16 protein-coding genes are annotated in these 17,540 nt (G+C 49.4%); 3 read left to right on the forward strand and 13 right to left on the reverse strand.

Annotation, left to right across the window (positions count from 1 at the left end; translation table 11 throughout):
* Window positions 1-12: 12 nt before the first annotated feature.
* The gene (locus LZ463_RS05580) at window positions 13-618 is read right to left on the reverse strand and encodes a hypothetical protein (RefSeq protein ID WP_241454619.1); all 606 of its coding nucleotides are present in this window, start codon (window positions 616-618) and stop codon (window positions 13-15) included.
* A gap of 323 nt (window positions 619-941) precedes the next feature.
* Between LZ463_RS05580 and LZ463_RS05585 the strand changes: the two genes are divergently transcribed.
* Together LZ463_RS05585 and feoB are read left to right on the forward strand one after the other, a co-directional pair.
* Window positions 942-1,241 (forward strand): FeoA family protein, encoded by a 300-nt coding sequence (locus LZ463_RS05585; RefSeq protein ID WP_241454621.1) that lies wholly within the window; start codon window positions 942-944, stop codon window positions 1,239-1,241.
* Window positions 1,241-3,130, forward strand: a complete 1,890-nt coding sequence (gene feoB / locus LZ463_RS05590; RefSeq protein ID WP_241454623.1) for a ferrous iron transporter B — start codon at window positions 1,241-1,243, stop codon at window positions 3,128-3,130. The genes LZ463_RS05585 and feoB overlap by 1 nt, the downstream gene beginning before the upstream one ends.
* Window positions 3,131-3,215: 85 nt before the next feature.
* Here feoB and LZ463_RS05595 read toward each other — a convergent pair whose 3' ends face one another.
* Window positions 3,216-3,458 (reverse strand): hypothetical protein, encoded by a 243-nt coding sequence (locus LZ463_RS05595; RefSeq protein WP_241454625.1) that lies wholly within the window; start codon window positions 3,456-3,458, stop codon window positions 3,216-3,218.
* Between the two features lie 57 nt (window positions 3,459-3,515).
* Between LZ463_RS05595 and LZ463_RS05600 the strand changes: the two genes are divergently transcribed.
* Window positions 3,516-4,052, forward strand: coding sequence for a hypothetical protein (locus LZ463_RS05600; RefSeq protein ID WP_241454626.1), 537 nt, complete (start codon window positions 3,516-3,518; stop codon window positions 4,050-4,052).
* 88 nt (window positions 4,053-4,140) lie between these two features.
* Here LZ463_RS05600 and LZ463_RS05605 read toward each other — a convergent pair whose 3' ends face one another.
* From LZ463_RS05605 to LZ463_RS05655, 11 genes are all read right to left on the reverse strand, one after another.
* Window positions 4,141-5,742 carry an ABC-F family ATPase gene (locus LZ463_RS05605; RefSeq protein ID WP_241454627.1) on the reverse strand — a complete coding sequence of 534 codons (1,602 nt, stop codon included), beginning with the start codon at window positions 5,740-5,742 and terminating at the stop codon, window positions 4,141-4,143.
* A gap of 321 nt (window positions 5,743-6,063) precedes the next feature.
* Window positions 6,064-8,142 (reverse strand): 3-hydroxyacyl-CoA dehydrogenase NAD-binding domain-containing protein, encoded by a 2,079-nt coding sequence (locus LZ463_RS05610; RefSeq protein ID WP_241454628.1) that lies wholly within the window; start codon window positions 8,140-8,142, stop codon window positions 6,064-6,066.
* 262 nt (window positions 8,143-8,404) lie between these two features.
* The gene (locus LZ463_RS05615) at window positions 8,405-9,115 is read right to left on the reverse strand and encodes an ABC transporter ATP-binding protein (RefSeq protein WP_241454629.1); all 711 of its coding nucleotides are present in this window, start codon (window positions 9,113-9,115) and stop codon (window positions 8,405-8,407) included.
* Entirely contained in the window at window positions 9,112-9,876 is a 765-nt protein-coding gene (locus LZ463_RS05620) for an ABC transporter ATP-binding protein (protein WP_241454630.1), read from the reverse strand. Before LZ463_RS05620 ends, LZ463_RS05615 begins: the two co-directional genes overlap by 4 nt.
* Window positions 9,873-11,159 carry a branched-chain amino acid ABC transporter permease gene (locus LZ463_RS05625; RefSeq protein WP_241454631.1) on the reverse strand — a complete coding sequence of 429 codons (1,287 nt, stop codon included), beginning with the start codon at window positions 11,157-11,159 and terminating at the stop codon, window positions 9,873-9,875. Before LZ463_RS05625 ends, LZ463_RS05620 begins: the two co-directional genes overlap by 4 nt.
* A gap of 4 nt (window positions 11,160-11,163) precedes the next feature.
* Window positions 11,164-12,111: a branched-chain amino acid ABC transporter permease gene (locus tag LZ463_RS05630; protein WP_241454632.1), complete on the reverse strand. Its 948-nt coding sequence runs from the start codon at window positions 12,109-12,111 to the stop codon at window positions 11,164-11,166.
* Between the two features lie 91 nt (window positions 12,112-12,202).
* On the reverse strand, window positions 12,203-13,438 hold the full coding sequence (locus tag LZ463_RS05635; RefSeq protein WP_241454634.1) for a branched-chain amino acid ABC transporter substrate-binding protein: 1,236 nt from the start codon (window positions 13,436-13,438) through the stop codon (window positions 12,203-12,205).
* Window positions 13,439-13,540: 102 nt separating this feature from the next.
* Window positions 13,541-15,193 (reverse strand): 3-(methylthio)propionyl-CoA ligase, encoded by a 1,653-nt coding sequence (locus LZ463_RS05640; RefSeq protein ID WP_277623948.1) that lies wholly within the window; start codon window positions 15,191-15,193, stop codon window positions 13,541-13,543.
* Between the two features lie 289 nt (window positions 15,194-15,482).
* Complete coding sequence (locus tag LZ463_RS05645) at window positions 15,483-16,388, reverse strand: 23S rRNA (adenine(2030)-N(6))-methyltransferase RlmJ (RefSeq protein ID WP_241454635.1); 906 nt, start codon at window positions 16,386-16,388, stop codon at window positions 15,483-15,485.
* A gap of 227 nt (window positions 16,389-16,615) precedes the next feature.
* Window positions 16,616-17,119, reverse strand: a complete 504-nt coding sequence (locus LZ463_RS05650; RefSeq protein ID WP_241454636.1) for a GNAT family N-acetyltransferase — start codon at window positions 17,117-17,119, stop codon at window positions 16,616-16,618.
* Between the two features lie 22 nt (window positions 17,120-17,141).
* Complete coding sequence (locus tag LZ463_RS05655) at window positions 17,142-17,531, reverse strand: PilZ domain-containing protein (RefSeq protein ID WP_241454637.1); 390 nt, start codon at window positions 17,529-17,531, stop codon at window positions 17,142-17,144.
* Between the last annotated feature and the right edge of the window lie 9 nt (window positions 17,532-17,540).

Genomic DNA, 17,540 nt, shown 5'->3' on the forward strand with positions numbered 1-17,540 from the left:
CAAAGCACAGGCTTAGAACTGCCATGCCGCAACAACTTTAAATCCCCTACTGGCGCCCCGCAGGCGTAAGGCGCTTCTCTCACTCATCCTGTATTCCAGCCATGCCTGATTGTTTTCCGGACTATAACGAAAACCAAAACCGGATGTGCCTGGATCAGGGTGATTCTTATTTCTGGAAGAGCCCAATAAGCCTTGCTGGTATTCCCTGTTAACGCGTGTCAGTACGCCATCATGGCTTTGTACTGCCAGAGTGTCTGCGGATCTGGCCTCATTTGCGGGGGCAGATTCAGGCTTGACTGGTTCATTGACAGTTCTCGTATCATTTTTATCGCCAGACATCACCGCCAGCCTGGTCTCGGCATCTGCAGTCACATCTGGCTTTTTCGTTAAAACTACCGCCTCTTCCGCTTTAGCCAAAAGAAAAATCATCCATAGCACCATGGATAGTGTGATTTTCTTGTCAATCATGGCTGCCTCCGAAATCAAATGCTCTATTTTTAAAGATAGAATTCTTGATCGGCAAGATAGAAATATTGCTACAAAAACCGGTATCAACGCGATACTCCACTGATGAACTATCGCGCTCGCAGTCCGAAATGATGAAGTGCCTGTATTCAAGCATAGTCATACACTGACATCCCAGCTATCAGAGATGGACTGAAACGTCTGTAAGACAATGCCTCGCCAATTTTTCAAAAATTCACACTTGAATTGCAGGTCACATTCAGCTTGGGATGTACACAGATGTCCAAGATTTCAGCAGCCATTTTGGCAAAAATGATGACGCAAACGAAGTGAATTGGCGTTCACCAGCGATTTTAATTTGAGAAAGCGCAAATTCGAGCTTTGCAGTGTCGGTGGCGATTGAAACCTCACTCGTATTGATATATATTCTCATTATCATTTAGAGTTAGCATAGATAGCAATTCGGGAATATTTTCATGAGCAGTTTGCCAAACACGCAAGCGATATCCACTACCTTGAATCTAATGAAAGTTGGCGATTCAGGAATAGTTGCGGATATTGAAAATTCTGGTGACGCCAGCAATGAGAATTTATTCAACATTACCCGTCGCTTGAAAGAGCTGGGCTTTATCAAGGGAGAGTCCGTCAAGGTATTGCACAAAGGTTATTTTGGTGGCGAACCCTTGGCTGTCAGAATAGGCCAGTCGACCTTTGCCTTGAGAAATTTTGAAGCTGCGCTCATTGGCGTTATCCACTCAGAAAAAGTAGGAACATAGTGAAAGAATTGTTTTCTCCGCGTATCGCACTGGTAGGCAACCCCAACTGCGGAAAAACTGCGCTTTTCAATCGTTTGACAGGTGCGCGGCAAAAAGTAGCCAATTATGCTGGTGTAACGATAGAACGGAAAGAAGGCAAGTTCCGTTCTGAGGTTGGCAGATCCTGGAATGTGCTTGACTTGCCCGGGACTTACAGCCTGCATGCCATCACTCCCGATGAAAAAATCACCCAGGAAGTCGTCACCGGACAGCGCAGTGATGAAAGTATGCCAGATGCAGTGGTATGCGTAGTCGATGCGACCAATTTGCGGCGCGGTTTGCGTGTTGTGTTTGAGTTGCTGGCACTGGGGCAGCCCTTGATCCTTGCCGTCAATATGATGGATATCGCCAAAAAGCGGCATATCCATATCGATATAGCGGCCTTGAGCAGCACTCTGAATATTCCAGTCGTCGAGACAGTCGCTGTCGATCCCAAGGGAGTAGATGCACTGCTCACGGAGCTTGAGACTCTGGCGCAGACGTTAACTCCCAACGCCAACAACAAGCCACACGCCTTGTCCGAGCAAAGTCCCGAAAGCCTGCAAGAGCGAGTCAAACAAGTTCTGCAGGCCTGTGTCAGCGAAACTGCCGATGCCAGCAGCGATCGTGCAGCCAGTCTCAGTTATCGGCTCGACAGCTGGATTTTGCACCCAGTTTTCGGCCCATTGATTTTTGCGACCCTGATGTTCCTGGTCTTTCAGGCAGTGTTTGCCTGGGCACAAGTCCCCATGGATTTGATCAAGGCAGCCGTAGACAGTGCCGGTGGCGCAGTCGAATCCGCACTGGAGCCTGGCATACTCCAGGGCTTGCTGGTCAAAGGAGTAATAGGCGGCGCCGGTAGCGTTCTGGTATTTCTGCCGCAAATCGTCATCCTGTTTTTCTTCATATTGATCATGGAAGACTCGGGTTACTTGCCACGGGCGGCTTTCCTGCTGGACCGTATCATGGGCAAGGTAGGTTTATCCGGTCGCGCATTTATCCCTCTGCTGTCCAGTTTTGCCTGTGCCATTCCCGGCATTATGGCCACCCGAACCATACAAAACTCGCGCGACCGCCTGGTAACAATCATGATTGCCCCGTTAATGACCTGTTCGGCGCGCTTGCCCGTCTATGCCTTGATCATTGCGGCTTTCATCCCTGAGAAAACCGTCTACGGCATGTTGAGTTTGCAGGGGCTGGTATTGTTTGCGCTTTATCTGGCAGGCATAGTCTCCGCCATGCTGGTAGCGTATTTTTTCAAGAAAAAATGGGGCAGCAAAAACCTGCAACAGGCCCTGATGCTGGAACTGCCTGATTATCGCTGGCCCAATCTGCGCAATCTGGTATTGGGCTTGTGGGAAAGAATCAAGATATTCACGACCCGCGTCGGGACCATCATCCTGGCGTTGATGATCTTGCTATGGTTCCTCAGCAGTTTCCCTGGCGCACCGCTTAATGCCACGCAACCAGCCATTTATTACAGTATTGCCGGGCAGTTGGGCCGACTGCTGGAAGTTGTATTTGCCCCTATAGGCTTTAACTGGCAAATCTGTATCGCGCTGGTACCGGGCCTGGCCGCGCGCGAGGTCGCTGTAGCGGCGCTTGGCACTGTGTATGCTCTGTCGCAATCCGGTGAAGAACTCAATCGCTCCCTGGAACCTCTGATCGCGCATTCCTGGAGTCTGCCAACAGCGTTGTCCCTGCTGGCCTGGTATGTCTTTGCACCACAGTGTATCGCTACCCTCAGCGTGGTCAGGCGTGAGACAAATACAGTAAGGTACCCGCTGATGATGGCGGCGTATTTGTTTGGTCTTGCTTATTGCGCCTCGTTTCTGACGTATCACATTTCCACTTACCTGTTGAAGGGATAAGTATGCAAAACTTGATTGCCGTCCTGTTGTTGTTTGTTGCCGCGATGTATTTGCTGCTGAAATGGATGCCCACAAAAGTCAAGGGTCAGTTCAGGGAAATCCTGGCAAGGCGCCACCCTGCTTTGACTCCCTTGCTCATCAAGATATCCGACAAGACAGCCGGTTGCGGTTCTGGTTGTGGCAGTTGCTCATCCTCGCCATCGAGTGGCAGCTGCTCATCTCCCGAGACAAAGCCGGTCAAAATGATCCGGAATATGCCTGCGAGCAGATAATCAAACGCATACACACGTATGTCATTGGCAGCCTGACTTAATTGATGTATGCTCAAGTGAACAGAATCAATATAGCTTCTGATAATTGAGACAATTAAAGGCAGCAGCTCAAGATGACTGCAAGTATCTACGACAAGACCGAAAAAGGCCGGGAAGAAATTGCCACCAGGAAGTATCAACTCAATCCCAGGTTGCGTACCTTACTGGTAATGATAGATGGCAAGCAGTCTGCTGCCGAAATCATGAAGAAAGTAACCGGCCTGGGATTGAATGAGCAAAATCTGCAGGAATTGCTCGATCTGGAACTTATCGCCGTGATCGCTCAGACCGCTTCTGCAACTCCTGAAACAGCACCACTCCCCATGCTGACTGAGGCAGTACCTGACACCGGTGCAGAAGTCCAAGGTGACAAAGTCGAATCATCAATGACAGATGCCGAACGCTTTCAGGCATTGTACAGCTTCTATAATGAAACCATCAAAAGTGCCATAGGTTTGCGTGGTTACGGTTTGCAACTCAAGGTTGAGCGCGCTGCAAATATTGATGATTTTCGTGCGTTGCGCCAGGCCTATGTTGAGGCCGTCCAAAAAGCCAAGGGGCCTGAAATGGCCCGTAGCTTGCGAGACCGTCTTGACCAATTGTTGAATTAATTCAATCAGGTAGTTCAATTAGTGATTAAGAATAAAAAAGCCAGGTGAGCCCTGGCTTTTTGTTGTTGATGCATCTGACTTTTGAAATTTATTCGATACCCTGGCTGCTCAGGTATTCTTCATAGCTGCCACGGAAATCGATGATTTCGTTTTCTTTGATTTCGAGTATCCGGTTTGCCAGCGACGAGACAAATTCGCGGTCATGCGATACAAAAATCAATGTGCCCGCATATTTTTCCAGGGCGATATTCAATGATTCAATGGATTCCATATCCATATGATTGGTCGGCTCATCCATCAGCAGGACGTTGTGTCGACCCAGCATCAGTTTGCCGTACATCATGCGGCCTTTTTCACCACCGGACAATACTTTGACCGATTTCTTAACATCATCGCCACCAAATAACAGACGCCCCAAAATGGATCGTACAGCCTGGTCATCATCTCCTTCTTGCGTCCACTGACCTATCCAGTCTGTCAGATTCTTATCAGATGCAAATTCTTCCGTAGGATCTTGCGGCATGTAGCCAACATTGGCATTTTCTGCCCACTTCACTGTACCGTAGTCAGCCTGTAGGTTCGTGATGTCCGGACCGCCTATGCAACGCAACAGCGTAGTTTTGCCGATGCCATTGGCACCGATGATGGCAATTCTCTCCCCTGCTTCGACCATCAGATCAACGTTCTTGAACAGCGGACGATCATAAGCCTTGCTCAGGCTTTGCACTTCTACGGCCAGGCGATGCAGTTTCTTTTCACCATCAAAACGTACAAAAGGATTCTGACGACTGGAAGGTTTGAATTCTTCAATCTTGATCTTGTCGATTTGCTTGGCGCGCGAAGTTGCCTGGCGTGCCTTGGACTTATTGGCAGAGAAACGACGGACGAAGTCTTGCAATTCTGCGACTTTTTCCTTGGCCTTGGCGTTATTGGCCATTTGCTGGGCACGCGCCTGCGAAGATGCAAGCATATAGTCATCATAGTTGCCAGGGTAAATCTTCAAGGTGCCATAGTCCATATCCGCCATATGCGTACATACCTGATTCAGGAAATGGCGATCATGGGAGATGATGATCATGGTCGAATTGCGTTCATTCAGTATATCTTCGAGCCAGCGAATGGTATTGATGTCCAGGTTGTTTGTTGGCTCATCAAGCAGCAGGATATCTGGATTGGAGAACAAAGCCTGGGCCAGCAAGACACGCAGCTTCCAGCCTGGGGCAACGGCACTCATGACGCCCTGGTGCTGTTCGATAGGAATGCCTACGCCAAGCAGCAACTCACCGGCGCGAGCCTCTGCGGTATAGCCGTCATATTCTGCAAATTTCGCCTCAAGGTCGGCTGCCTTCATGTAATCGTCATCGGTCGCCTCCGGGTTGGCATAGATTGCGTCTCGCTCAGACATGGCGGCCCACATCTCTGTATGGCCCATCATGACCACGTCCAGCACCCGCATGTCTTCAAACGCAAACTGGTCCTGGCGCAATTTACCCAAACGCTCGTTTTGGTCCAGCATGACAGTACCGGAAGACTGCTCCAGGTCGCCACCCAGAATCTTCATGAAAGTGGACTTGCCACAGCCATTGGCCCCGATCAGGCCATAACGATTACCCTCGCCAAATTTGACTGAGATATTTTCAAACAGTGGCTTGGGGCCAAACTGCATGGTGATATTTGCGGTAGAAAGCACAGAAAACCTTTTGCGATAAAGATAGTAATTAACCTCATATTATAGCATTGTAGTCCCCGCTCTCTGCTGGCAAGCCTATGATTTATAGAGAAATTCTCAGTAAGGGATGCCGCAAGGGCCAGCTATGTTCGTTGAAACTGCCATGCCGCCTGAAAATGTGCAATTTGCATGCCAAGCAACTAAGATTATAAAAAAGCAATTATGTCAACACTGATGGTCTCGTCGTCGGCTATGCATTCGCAATCGCGACGGACCAAATAAAAAAGCGATTTACCGGCTGGAGCGCCGGTAAATCGCCAGAGTGATTGCGCTTGCTTTATTTTAGTTAAAAGTCTTGCCTTCGGCCGCCAGTTTTGCCAACAGTGGCGCCGGTTTCCATGCGTCGCCATGGCGACCTTTGGCATATTTTTCCATGGACATCACGACATTCGTCAGACCAACCGTATCAGCATAGAACATCGGGCCGCCGGTATGCAATGGAAAACCATAGCCGGTCAGGTAAACCATGTCGATGTCGGATGCACGTGTTGCAATGCCTTCTTCCAGGATATAGGCAGCTTCGTTCACCAGGGCGAACACCAGCCGCTCTACAATTTCCTGATCCGAGATCTTGCGACGCTCTACACCCAGGTCGGCGGAATGTTTAATGATCATGTCATTGACAACTTGGGAAGGGTAAGCTTTACGGTCACCCGGCTTATAGTCATACCAGCCGGCGCCAGTTTTTTGACCAAAACGCCCCATTTCACACAGCAAATCAGCTGTCTTGGAATAAGTGATTTGTGGTTTCTCGACATAACGGCGCTTACGTATATACCAGCCTATATCATTACCAGCGAGGTCACCCATACGAAACGGCCCCATGGCAAAACCGAGTTTTTCTACTGCCTTGTCGACCTGTTCAGGTGTGCAGCCTTCCTCCAGCAGGAAACCCGCCTGGCGGCTGTACTGTTCTATCATGCGGTTACCGATAAAACCATCGCAAACACCGGATACGACACCGGTTTTCTTGATCTTCTTCGACAGACCCAGAACGGTTGCCAGCACATCTTTTGCAGTTTTCTTGCCGCGCACGATTTCAAGCAGCTTCATCACATTGGCGGGACTAAAGAAGTGGGTGCCGATGACATCTTCAGGACGTTTGGTGAAGTCGGCGATCTTGTCCACATCCAGCGTTGATGTATTGGACGCCAGAATTGCACCCGGTTTCATGACTTCATCGAGTTTCTTGAAGACCTGCTCCTTGACGCCCATGTCCTCAAACACTGCTTCAATGACGATGTCAGCCTGAGCGATGTCGTCATAGGACAATGTGCCAGTAATAAGACCAACACGCTGGTCGAATTTTTCTTGTGTCAACTTGCCTTTTTTCAGGGTGTTTTCATAATTCTTGCGTATCGTTGCGAGACCCTTGTCCAGCGCCTCCTGCTTCATTTCCAGGATTTGTACCGGTATGCCAGCATTTGCAAAATTCATCGCAATGCCACCACCCATGGTACCGGCCCCGATCACGGCTACGGATTTGATGGAGCGTACTGGTGTATCTTCAGGCACATCCGGCAATTTGCTGGCTGCACGTTCACCGAAGAAAGCGTGGCGTAGAGCCTTGGATTCCGTGGTCTGCACCAAATCAACGAACAGGTCACGTTCAAATTTGATGCCATCATCAAATTTCTTTGTAACGGCTGCGGCGACAGCCTCGACACATTTCAGGGGAGCGGGGAAAGGTCCGGCCATAGCGCGCACGGTATTGCGCGAGAATTGCAGGTAGGCTTCGTAATTCGGATAGTCAATCTTGATATCGCGCACACGTGGCAAAGGACGTACATCAGCAACTTTGGCAGCGAAAGCTAATGCAGCTTCCAGAACATCACCCTCCACCACTTCATTGAAAATCGCTGTTTTAGCCAGTTTCTCAGACGCTACCGGTGTGCCGGAAACGATCATGTTCAAAGCCATTTCCAGACCCAGCACACGTGGCAGACGTTGTGTGCCGCCGGCACCTGGCAAGATACCAAGCTTGACTTCTGGCAAGGCAATCTGCGCACCTTTGGCTGCAATGCGGTAATGACAGCCGAGCGCCAGCTCCAGACCGCCCCCCATGCAGACGGTATGAATTGCTGCCACCACAGGTTTTTCAGACCCTTCAACTACATTGATGACAGTATGCAGACTGGGCTCGGCAGATGCCTTGGGCGAATTGAATTCCTTGATATCTGCACCGCCAGAAAAAGCTTTGCCTGCACCGGTGATCACGACAGCCTTGACCGCCTCATCATTGAGGGCTTGCTTCATGCCATTGACGATGGCAGACCGGGTAGCGTGTCCCAGGCCATTTACGGGTGGGTTATTGAGGGTAATCACGGCGATATTGCCGTTCACTTGGTATTCTGCGCTCATGTCTCTTCCTATGGTAGAAATGCTGTCTGGATTTCCCAGTGTAGTATCTGTAAAGCCGTATGTAAAAGCGAAGCCGTACTTACTATACATTAAAATAGAACGATCGTATTATTTTAAATTAAAAATTTTGAGACTTAATTAATAACGACAAGGCAAGCTTTCATCGCCTGATTAAAAGATGAAAAGCCGGATTTCTGGAAGAACGGTCACTGACAAGGATTCAAGCCTTGCCAGTGACATAGGCCATGAAGAAGCTGACCGTTCAGACTTCCAGCCATTCCTTGCGGATATTCTCATTTGCTTTGAGCTCTGCCGGTGTCCCTTCAAACACGATACTGCCGTGGCCCATCACATATACACGCTGGGAAATTTCCAGCGCAATGGCCAGTTTCTGCTCAACCAGCAAGACGGATATCCCACGGTTTTTCAATTCTTTCAGGTATTCAGCCACCAGTTCCACGATCTTGGGCGCCAGTCCTTCGGTAGGCTCGTCGATCATGATCAGGTCAGGGTCGCCCATCAAGGTGCGACACAAGGTCAGCATTTGCTGTTCGCCACCTGACATGACGCCGGCCTGGGTATTGCGCCTTTCACGTAACCGAGGAAACATCTGATACATATCTTCAATACACCAGCGCGGTTTACCTGTTTTATTGCGACCGGATTTTTCACCGAGTATCAGATTTTGCTCAACCGTCAGCGTGGGGAAGATATCACGGCTCTCAGGCACATAACCCAGCCCCTTATGAGCAATCTGAAATGCTTTCAGGCCTATGATTTCTTCGCCCTTGAACAAGATGGAGCCAGTCGCATTGACTTGCCCCATTGTTGCCTTGACCGTCGTTGAACGACCAACACCATTGCGCCCCAGCAAGCTGACAATTTCGCCAGCATGAACTTGCATATCAACACCATGCAGGACATGGCTTTTGCCGTAGTATGCATTGAGATTTTTAATTGTGAGCAAACTCATTCAACCTCCACCGGTGCGTGTCCACCCAGATAAGCATCCTTGACCTTTTGATTATTACGGATATTGGTGGGCGTATCGCAGGCAATCACTTCACCATAAACAACGACAGCAATTTTATCGGCCAGACCAAAGACCACGCTCATATCATGTTCCACCATTAACAGGGATTTGCCTATGGTGACTTTGCGTATCAGTTCCACCGCCGCGTCTGATTCCGACCGGCTCATGCCGGCAGTAGGCTCATCAAGCAATATCACCTCTGCACCGCCAGCAATGGTGATGCCAATTTCCAGCGCCCTTTGCTCGGCATAGGTCAGCAAACCTGCGGTGACATGACGTCTGCGTTTGAGTCCGATCTGCTCCAGTACTGCCTCGGCTCTTTCATGGGCGTCTTTCAGGCCATTCAGGCGATGCCAGAAAGAATACTTGTATCCTAGCGACCACAAGACTGCACAGCGCAAGTTTTCATAGACAGACAGACGATGAAAAATATTGGTGATCTGGAAGCTGCGTGACAGTCCACGACGGTTAATTTCATATGGTTTCAGTCCGGTTATGCTTTCTCCGTTGAGCAGAATATCGCCGGAGGTAATGGGAAACCGTCCTGAAATCAGATTGAACAGGGTTGATTTCCCTGCCCCGTTTGGTCCTATGATGGCAAATCGCTCGCCCTTGGGTACTTGCAAGTTGGCGCCCTTGATGATTTCTGCACTGCCAAAAGACTTGCGCACTTCTTTTAATTCCAGCGAAAAGCCTGTCATGCTTGCGCCCTCCGCATTTGTTCTTCAATTTCAGTATTGACTTCACCCCATTGCCGGGCAAATTCCCCCTTTAACCTGGAACAGGCAAATATTCCGATAGTAATTATCGCAATGGTCAGTGCCCACCAGCCAGTACTTGCCGTATCAATGGCCACACTGAACATTTCTATGACGGTGCTTTGCGTGGCCTCCAGAGTACGCTGATATAACATCTCCACAGCCAATATCACCCCTGCAGCTGTAAATGCCGCCGCCAATACCAGTTTCCACATTGCCGGCCATACACGCTTGAACAAGCCAAACTTGGCTACGCGCAAATTCATCATGATGATGCTGGCAACACCGCCTGGCGCGTACATGACAATCAGGATAAAAAACACGCCCAGGTATAGCTGCCACGCCTTGGTCAGATCTGACAGCATCACTGTCAGAAATACGCCCAGTACTGCCCCTATCATGGGCCCAAAAAAGAAACCGACTCCTCCGATGAAAGTGAACAGCAACACCGCACCGGAGCGGATGGCGCTGACATTTTCTGCCGTGACGATTTCAAAATTGATGGCAGACAGACCGCCGGCGATACCAGCAAAAAAAGCGGACAATATCAAGGTCATATAACGCACCCACTGGGTGTCATAACCGATAAATTCCACCCTTTCAGGATTATCGCGAACAGCATTGACAATGCGGCCCAAAGGGGTTTGTGTGAATGCGTACATGCCTACGGTACTGACAAAAAGCCAGAGCGCAATCAGGTAATAGACCTGAATTTGTGGCCCGTAAGTGATGCCCATGAAGGATTGCCCTATTACGCGATTGGTCGATATGCCGCCTTCACCACCAAAAAAATTCGGGAACATCAGTGAACAGGCGAATACCAGTTCCACCATCCCCAATGTGATCATGGAAAAAGTGGTCCCAGATTTCTTGGTCGTGACATAACCAAATAGCACACCAAAAAACATGCCTGCAATACCACCGATCAAAGGGATCAGGGTAATCGGGAAATTCATGCTGCCACCGGCGACCATATTCATCGCGTGAATGGCAAAAAAGGCGCCAAGGCCTGAATAAACAGCATGGCCAAATGACAGCATGCCGCCCTGACCCAGCAGCATATTGTATGAAAGGCCGAATATCATCAAAGTCCCCATTTGGGACAGCAATGACAAAGAACCACCGGTATTGAAAACCATGGGCGCGATGACAAGCACGATGGCAAAACCGCTCCAGATGAACCAGCGCGCTATATTGATAGGTTTGAAATTTAAAGTTTGACTCATTCTGTTATCCTTCGCGCGTACCGAGCAAGCCCCTGGGCCTGAAGATCAATATGAGTACCAGTAACAGATACGGCAAGATAGGCGCCACCTGGGCTATGGTCAGGCTCAATATCGCGTAACCAGGTGCAGTTGCGCTGATCATCATGCCTAATTTGGCGAACAATGAGACGAATGAATAATCAAGTGCGACAGCAAAAGTCTGCACAACACCTATCAGCAACGAGGCGATAAACGCACCGGCCAGTGACCCCATGCCGCCCACGACGACAACCACAAAAATAATACTGCCCAGGGTTGCAGCCATGCCGGGCTCAGTGACAAAGGCATTACCGCCTACAACACCGGCCAGGCCTGCGAGTGCACAGCCACCGCCAAATACCAGCATGAATACCCGTGGCACGTTATGGCCAAGGGCTTCCACCGTATCGGGATGTGTCAATGCAGCCTGTATCACCAGACCTATCCGGGTTCTTGTCAGCAGCAGGTAGATGGAAGCCAGCATGAGCAGGGCCACCAGCATCATGAAGCCACGATAGATAGGGAACGTTGTTGTGTAAAGCGTGAACAGAGGGCCATCCAGCGATGCCGGAATTGGGTAAGGCACGGTAGACCTGCCCCAGATCAATTGCACCAGTTCGACAATCACGTAGGACAGGCCAAAGGTGAATAACAATTCTGGAATATGTCCGTACTTGTGGACCGAACGCAAACCATAACGCTCCACCATGGCTCCCAACAAGCCGACCAGTAACGGCGCAAGGAATAATGCCGGCCAAAACCCTATCTTGATGCTAATGGTATAGGCAAAATACGCGCCCAGCATATAAAAGCTGGCATGAGCGAAATTGAGTACGCCCATCATGCTGAAAATCAGCGTCAGTCCGGATGAAAGCATGAACAACAGCAAACCGTAACTGACACCGTTCAGCAAAGTGATCAGTGTGAATTCCACAGCTTAGATCCTTTTCAGAAAATTCTTGAACGATCGTACTATTTTTGGTTAAAAAAAGAGAGCCAGCATGCGCGGCCCTCCGTTTGTTTGATTAACCTGGTCGCTTCATCTGGCAGGAAGATGGTTGCGAAGCCACGAAAGCGTCAATCTTTTGATTAGTTTTCCAACCGAGGCCGGTGTTTTCCTGATCGAACTTGACGTCCTTGCCATTGGTCTTCACCCAGGTCGCGATATACAGCGGTTGCTGGATCTGGTGATCAACTTTGCGCATATTGTCGTCACCATTGAGGCTCTTGAAGTTCAGTCCTTCAAGAGCAAATGCAACCTTCACTGGATCGATGGATTTAGACTGCTTTACAGCCTGGGACATGGCGGCAAGCACAGAATAGGTTGCCATGGAATAGTAGTCATCCTTGTACTTGGCTTTGAAGCCTTCGACAATATCTTTGCCGGCAAAGGTCTCGTTATTGGCATTCCAGTAGCCTACATACTTGACGTGATCAATACCGGCAGGTCCCATTGCAGTTGGCACACCGGTGGTTGACGCATAATAGGTATAGAAGTTTGCCTTCAGGTCCGCATCTTTTGCCGACTTGATCAGTAAGGCCAGATCAGCCCCCCAGTTACCGGTAATCACTGTGTCAGCACCTGATGATTTGATTTTCGCAACATAAGGCGAGAAATCTTTCACCTGGCCGATAGGATGCAGGTCGTCCCCGACGATTTGTATGTCGGGGCGCTTGCGTGCCAGGTATTCTTTTGCTGCACGTGTTACCTGGTGACCGAAAGAGTAATTCTGACCGATGATGTAGACTTTTTTGATGTTCTTGTCTGCCGCCATGAAAGTGGTCAATGCCTCCATCTTCATGTCGGAGTTGGAGTCGAAACGGAAATGCCAGAAGCTGCACTTGCTATTGGTCATATCAGGATCAACGGCAGCATGGTTCAGGTAGACAATTTCCTTTCCAGGATTGCGTTCATTGTGTTTGTTGACCGCATCGAGCAATGCCAGCCCCACGCCAGAGCCGTTTCCTTGCGTGATGTAACGAAAACCTTTATCGATGACCGTTTTCAAGACATTGAGGGATTCCTGCGGACTACCCTTGTTATCAAAGCCGACCACTTCAAATTTGTGTTCGCCCGCCCATTTTTCGGCATTGGCTTTGTCAGCAATATATTGATAGGAATTCAAAATATTCTGCCCAACCGGCGCAAACGCACCAGAAAGCGGATCAATGTAGGCGATCTTGATCGTATCAGCCATGGCTGCTGGTACGGCAAAAGAAAAAGCGACTGCAACAAGGCTGGTACGTAAAGGGAATTTCATTTGTCTCTCTCCGGTATTCTTGTAGTGTTGATTTTAGATTTTTTTCGTTTTATCGCTAATCTTTGACCAGAACCAATTTACTGGCTCTGGCGGTCCTGCTTTCTATGCGGTTGGTAATTTATAGTCCTTGAATTGCTCCCTCAGTTTATTTTTCAAAATCTTGCCTGTGGCACCCAAAGGCAGGCCTTCAATAAAAACGACATCATCCGGCAACCACCACTTGGCGACCTTGCCATCAAAGAACTGCAATAATTCCTCCTTGCTGACTTCTGCTCCGGCTTTTTTAACAACCAGCAGCAAAGGCCGTTCATCCCATTTCGGATGGAAGACGCCAATGCAGGCTGCCTGCAATACCGCAGGATGCGAAACAGCAACATTCTCCAGGTCGATAGTACCTATCCACTCGCCACCTGACTTGATGACATCCTTGCTGCGATCGGTAATCTGCATATAGCCGTCAGCATCTATGGTTGCTACGTCACCCGTGGGGAACCAGCCATCTTCCAGTACATCGCCACCTTCATTCTTGAAGTAACTTTGTATGATCCACGGTCCTTTCACCAGCAAATTGCCATAGGTTTTGCCATCCCAGCCAATTTCTTTACCGGCATCGTCGACGATCTTCATGTCTACACCGTACAAGACATGTCCCTGCTTCTCCAGTATGGCTTGCTGACCTGCATCGTCAAGTTCCAGATGCTTGGTCATCAGTGTGGCTGCCGTACCCAGTGGTGACATTTCTGTCATGCCCCAGGCGTGAACGACTTCTACGCCGTAGGTATGACGCAAGGTTTTCATCATGGCCGGCGGGCAGGCTGAACCACCTATCACCGTGCGTTTGAAGGTGGAAAACTTCAAATTGTTTTGCGCCATATAAGTCAGCAGGCCCAACCAGACAGTCGGTACGCCGGCAGAGAAAGTGACCTTCTCTTGCTCAAACAATTCAAATAGTGATTTGCCATCAAGGTGCGGTCCAGGGAATACCAGTTTCGCTCCGTTCAAAGGCGCTGAATATGGCAGCCCCCAGGCATTGACGTGGAACATGGGTACCACCGGCAAGACAGAATCACGCGCGGAAACGTTCAAACCATCAGGTAAGGACGAAGCATAAGAATGCAAAATCGTTGAGCGATGCGAATACAGGGCTCCTTTGGGATTGCCTGTCGTACCAGATGTATAGCACAGGCTCGATGCACTGTTTTCATCAAATACCGGCCAGTTGAAGTCAGCTGAATTGGCTTCGATCAAATCTTCATAAGCCATCAGGTTTGGAATCTTGTGCTCGGCAGGCAGCTTATCCCTGTCGCACATCATGATATAGCCCTTGATGCCGGGACAATGCGCAGCTATCGCCTGCACGATGGGCAGAAAAGTCATGTCAAACAGCAGGTACTGGTCTTCGGCATGATTGGCTATGTAGGCAATCTGCTCAGGGTGCAAACGCGGATTTATCGTATGCAACACCGCACCGGACCCAGACACAGCATAATAAGCTTCAAGGTGCCTGTAACCATTCCAGGCAAGGGTGGCAATGCGATCACCCATTTTGACGCCCAAACCAGCCAAAGCGTTTGCCAGCTTTTTGGCGCGCTGATGACATTCACGATAGTTATAGCGATGGATATCCCCTTCTACGCGACGCGAGACTATCTCATTATTACCAAAATAACGGTCAGCATGTTCGATGAGACCAGAGATCAGCATGGGTTTGCTCATCATCTGTCCCATCAAGGGACTCATAGCATAAGACGACATTTGTTCTCCTGATTTGTACAGCGTTACGAATAACTTTGGTAAATAACAGATTTGCTGAATATTATTCTTTATCGATTTTTGTACGACCGTACTAATCCGTCAATCAGTATTTTTTCTGCAATGCACAAAGGAAGTTCTGATGCCGCCGTTTTAATTGCATCTCCCATAAACAAAAATGCGGGAGTACCAGCCTCCCGCATCGCAACAACCATCAGATTTACTTTGTCTCAAAACAGCGCCTGCTTTTGAGATTTTTGTGCCTTTCCAGCATGCCGCGTCCAGACTCTGCCTAGCGCTTCTTGACAGCAGCAGCTTCCCCGGTTTCCAAGGCAAAATTTGCACCACGGTCTTTGCCTAACACTGCTACCAGGTAGGGCATGACCTCTTTCAAGGTATTGACCAGGGTCCAGGGCGGATTGAGTATGAACATGCCGCTACTGTGCAGACCAAAACCGTCAGGCGACGGTCCGCTGACGGATAGAGTGACGTTCAGCCAGCTATTAGCCTGCAAACGTTTTAAGCGATCAGGCAGCTGTCGTGATTCGGGTCGTTGCAACACCGGATACCAGATGGCGTATGTGCCGGTAGGGAAGCGCTTCAAGGCATCTTCCAGGCAGACCTTGACACGGCGATAGTCATCCTTGACCTCATACGGTGGATCTATCAATACCAGGCCGCGACGTGATGGCGGCGGCAACAGGGCTTTCAAACCTTCAAAACCGTCACCGTCCGAGATGATGACGCGCTTGCCCCTGACTGTAGGACGTCTTCCCTGCTCTGCTGCATGCGCATCAAGTTTGCGAAAGTTTTCGCTCAATATCTTGATTTCACTTGGATGCAACTCGAACAGGCGCAATCTGTCCTGCTCACGCATGACGATGTTCGCACAATAGGGTGACCCCGGGTAGTACCGCATCTTGCCGCTAGGATTGAGTCCCTTGATCAAATCCATGTAGCTGCCGAGGGCAGCCGGAATGTCTTTCCTGTCCCACAAGGGAGCAATGCCAGTTTCATATTCAGCATTTTTTACGGCATAACCGCTATCCAGGGAATACAAACCGGCGCCAGAATGGGTGTCGACGTAAGTGTAAGCCGTATCTTTTTGCCCCATATATTCAAGTAACTGTATCAGGACAAAGTGTTTGAGTACGTCTGCATGATTGCCGGCATGAAAGCCGTGACGATAGCTAAGCATAATGAAAACTTTCAATAATAGATAAGCGACTTGCTGTTTTCCGGTAGCAAGTCGTCAGAACCAGTTTGCGATCTTACTGCGCCTGCGTGATCGGGGCTCATGCCTTGCGCAAAATGCGTATGTACTCAAGTACATTCCGCATTTTGCGCTACTCTTCACCCTACTGACGCAGGCTCGCTACAGATCGCAAACAAGTTCTTGGAAAATGACAGCAAACGAATCGGCGTTCAGGCGACTCGCTTGCCCAGTATGATCAAATCGCGCTCTATGCCATCAAGAGTTGCAACCCTGGGCATATTTGCCCAGGTATCAAAACCAAACGTGGCAAACAGTTTCAGACTCGGTACATTATGGCCAAAAATAAAGCCAAGCAAGGTATGTACTTTGATCTTGGGAGCATAGGCGATGGCGTGATTGAGGAAATATTTCCCCAGGCCTTTGCCACGTGCAGCCTCATGCAGGTAGATGGACAACTCGGCAGTACCGGAATACGCGGGCCTGCCGTAAAAATTAGAGAACGATAGCCAGCCTATGACCTGTCCATTCTGTTCGCAGACCCACAGTGGCCGAGATTCCGGATGATGCTCATCGAACCAGGCATGGCGCGACTCTACCGTGACAGGCTCGGTATCTGCCGTTACTTCGCGTGAAGCTATTGTTGAATTGTAAATTGCAACAATCTGCGGCAAGTCATCAAAGTTTGCCAGTCTGTGATTAAATTCTGTAGTCATTACTGTTCTATTGCCTGCCTGTTCAAATCGTATGGGTAGCCCGCGATGAACGAACAGCTGCGCCAAGCAACTCCTCTACGCGCAGGCGTATGCGCGTACCACTTTCATCATCGGGAAAATGCACCCCTATGCCCTGCGATTTGTTATTACCAGCGCCTTGAGGTGTAATCCAGGCAACTTTTCCTGCGATTGGATACTTGTTCGGGTCGTCAAGCAAAGTCAGGATCAGATAGATTTCTTCACCAAGACGATAGGTCTTGTTGGTAGGAACAAAAATCCCGCCATTTTTCAAGAATGGCATATAGGCAGCAAACAGGGCTGCTTTTTCTTTAATAGCCAGCGACAGCACCGAAGGACGGTTCGGTGAAGGCATATTGAGCGGAGCACTAGGATCTGCTGGTAAATCTGACATGTTCTGGCT

This window comes from Undibacterium paludis, assembly GCF_022568815.1.
Lineage (GTDB): Bacteria > Pseudomonadota > Gammaproteobacteria > Burkholderiales > Burkholderiaceae_D > Undibacterium.

Bases quoted from the DNA above. Each gene is read 5' to 3' on its own strand.
- LZ463_RS05585 (WP_241454621.1), top strand. From the start codon at position 942: ATGAGCAGTTTGCCAAACACGCAAGCGATATCCACTACCTTGAATCTA.
- LZ463_RS05600 (WP_241454626.1), top strand. From the start codon at position 3,516: ATGACTGCAAGTATCTACGACAAGACCGAAAAAGGCCGGGAAGAAATT.
- LZ463_RS05610 (WP_241454628.1), bottom strand. From the start codon at position 8,142: ATGAGCGCAGAATACCAAGTGAACGGCAATATCGCCGTGATTACCCTC.
- LZ463_RS05615 (WP_241454629.1), bottom strand. From the start codon at position 9,115: ATGAGTTTGCTCACAATTAAAAATCTCAATGCATACTACGGCAAAAGC.
- LZ463_RS05620 (WP_241454630.1), bottom strand. From the start codon at position 9,876: ATGACAGGCTTTTCGCTGGAATTAAAAGAAGTGCGCAAGTCTTTTGGC.
- LZ463_RS05625 (WP_241454631.1), bottom strand. From the start codon at position 11,159: ATGAGTCAAACTTTAAATTTCAAACCTATCAATATAGCGCGCTGGTTC.
- LZ463_RS05635 (WP_241454634.1), bottom strand. From the start codon at position 13,438: ATGAAATTCCCTTTACGTACCAGCCTTGTTGCAGTCGCTTTTTCTTTT.
- LZ463_RS05640 (WP_277623948.1), bottom strand. From the start codon at position 15,193: ATGTCGTCTTATGCTATGAGTCCCTTGATGGGACAGATGATGAGCAAA.
- LZ463_RS05645 (WP_241454635.1), bottom strand. From the start codon at position 16,388: ATGCTTAGCTATCGTCACGGCTTTCATGCCGGCAATCATGCAGACGTA.
- LZ463_RS05650 (WP_241454636.1), bottom strand. From the start codon at position 17,119: ATGACTACAGAATTTAATCACAGACTGGCAAACTTTGATGACTTGCCG.
- LZ463_RS05655 (WP_241454637.1), bottom strand. From the start codon at position 17,531: ATGTCAGATTTACCAGCAGATCCTAGTGCTCCGCTCAATATGCCTTCA.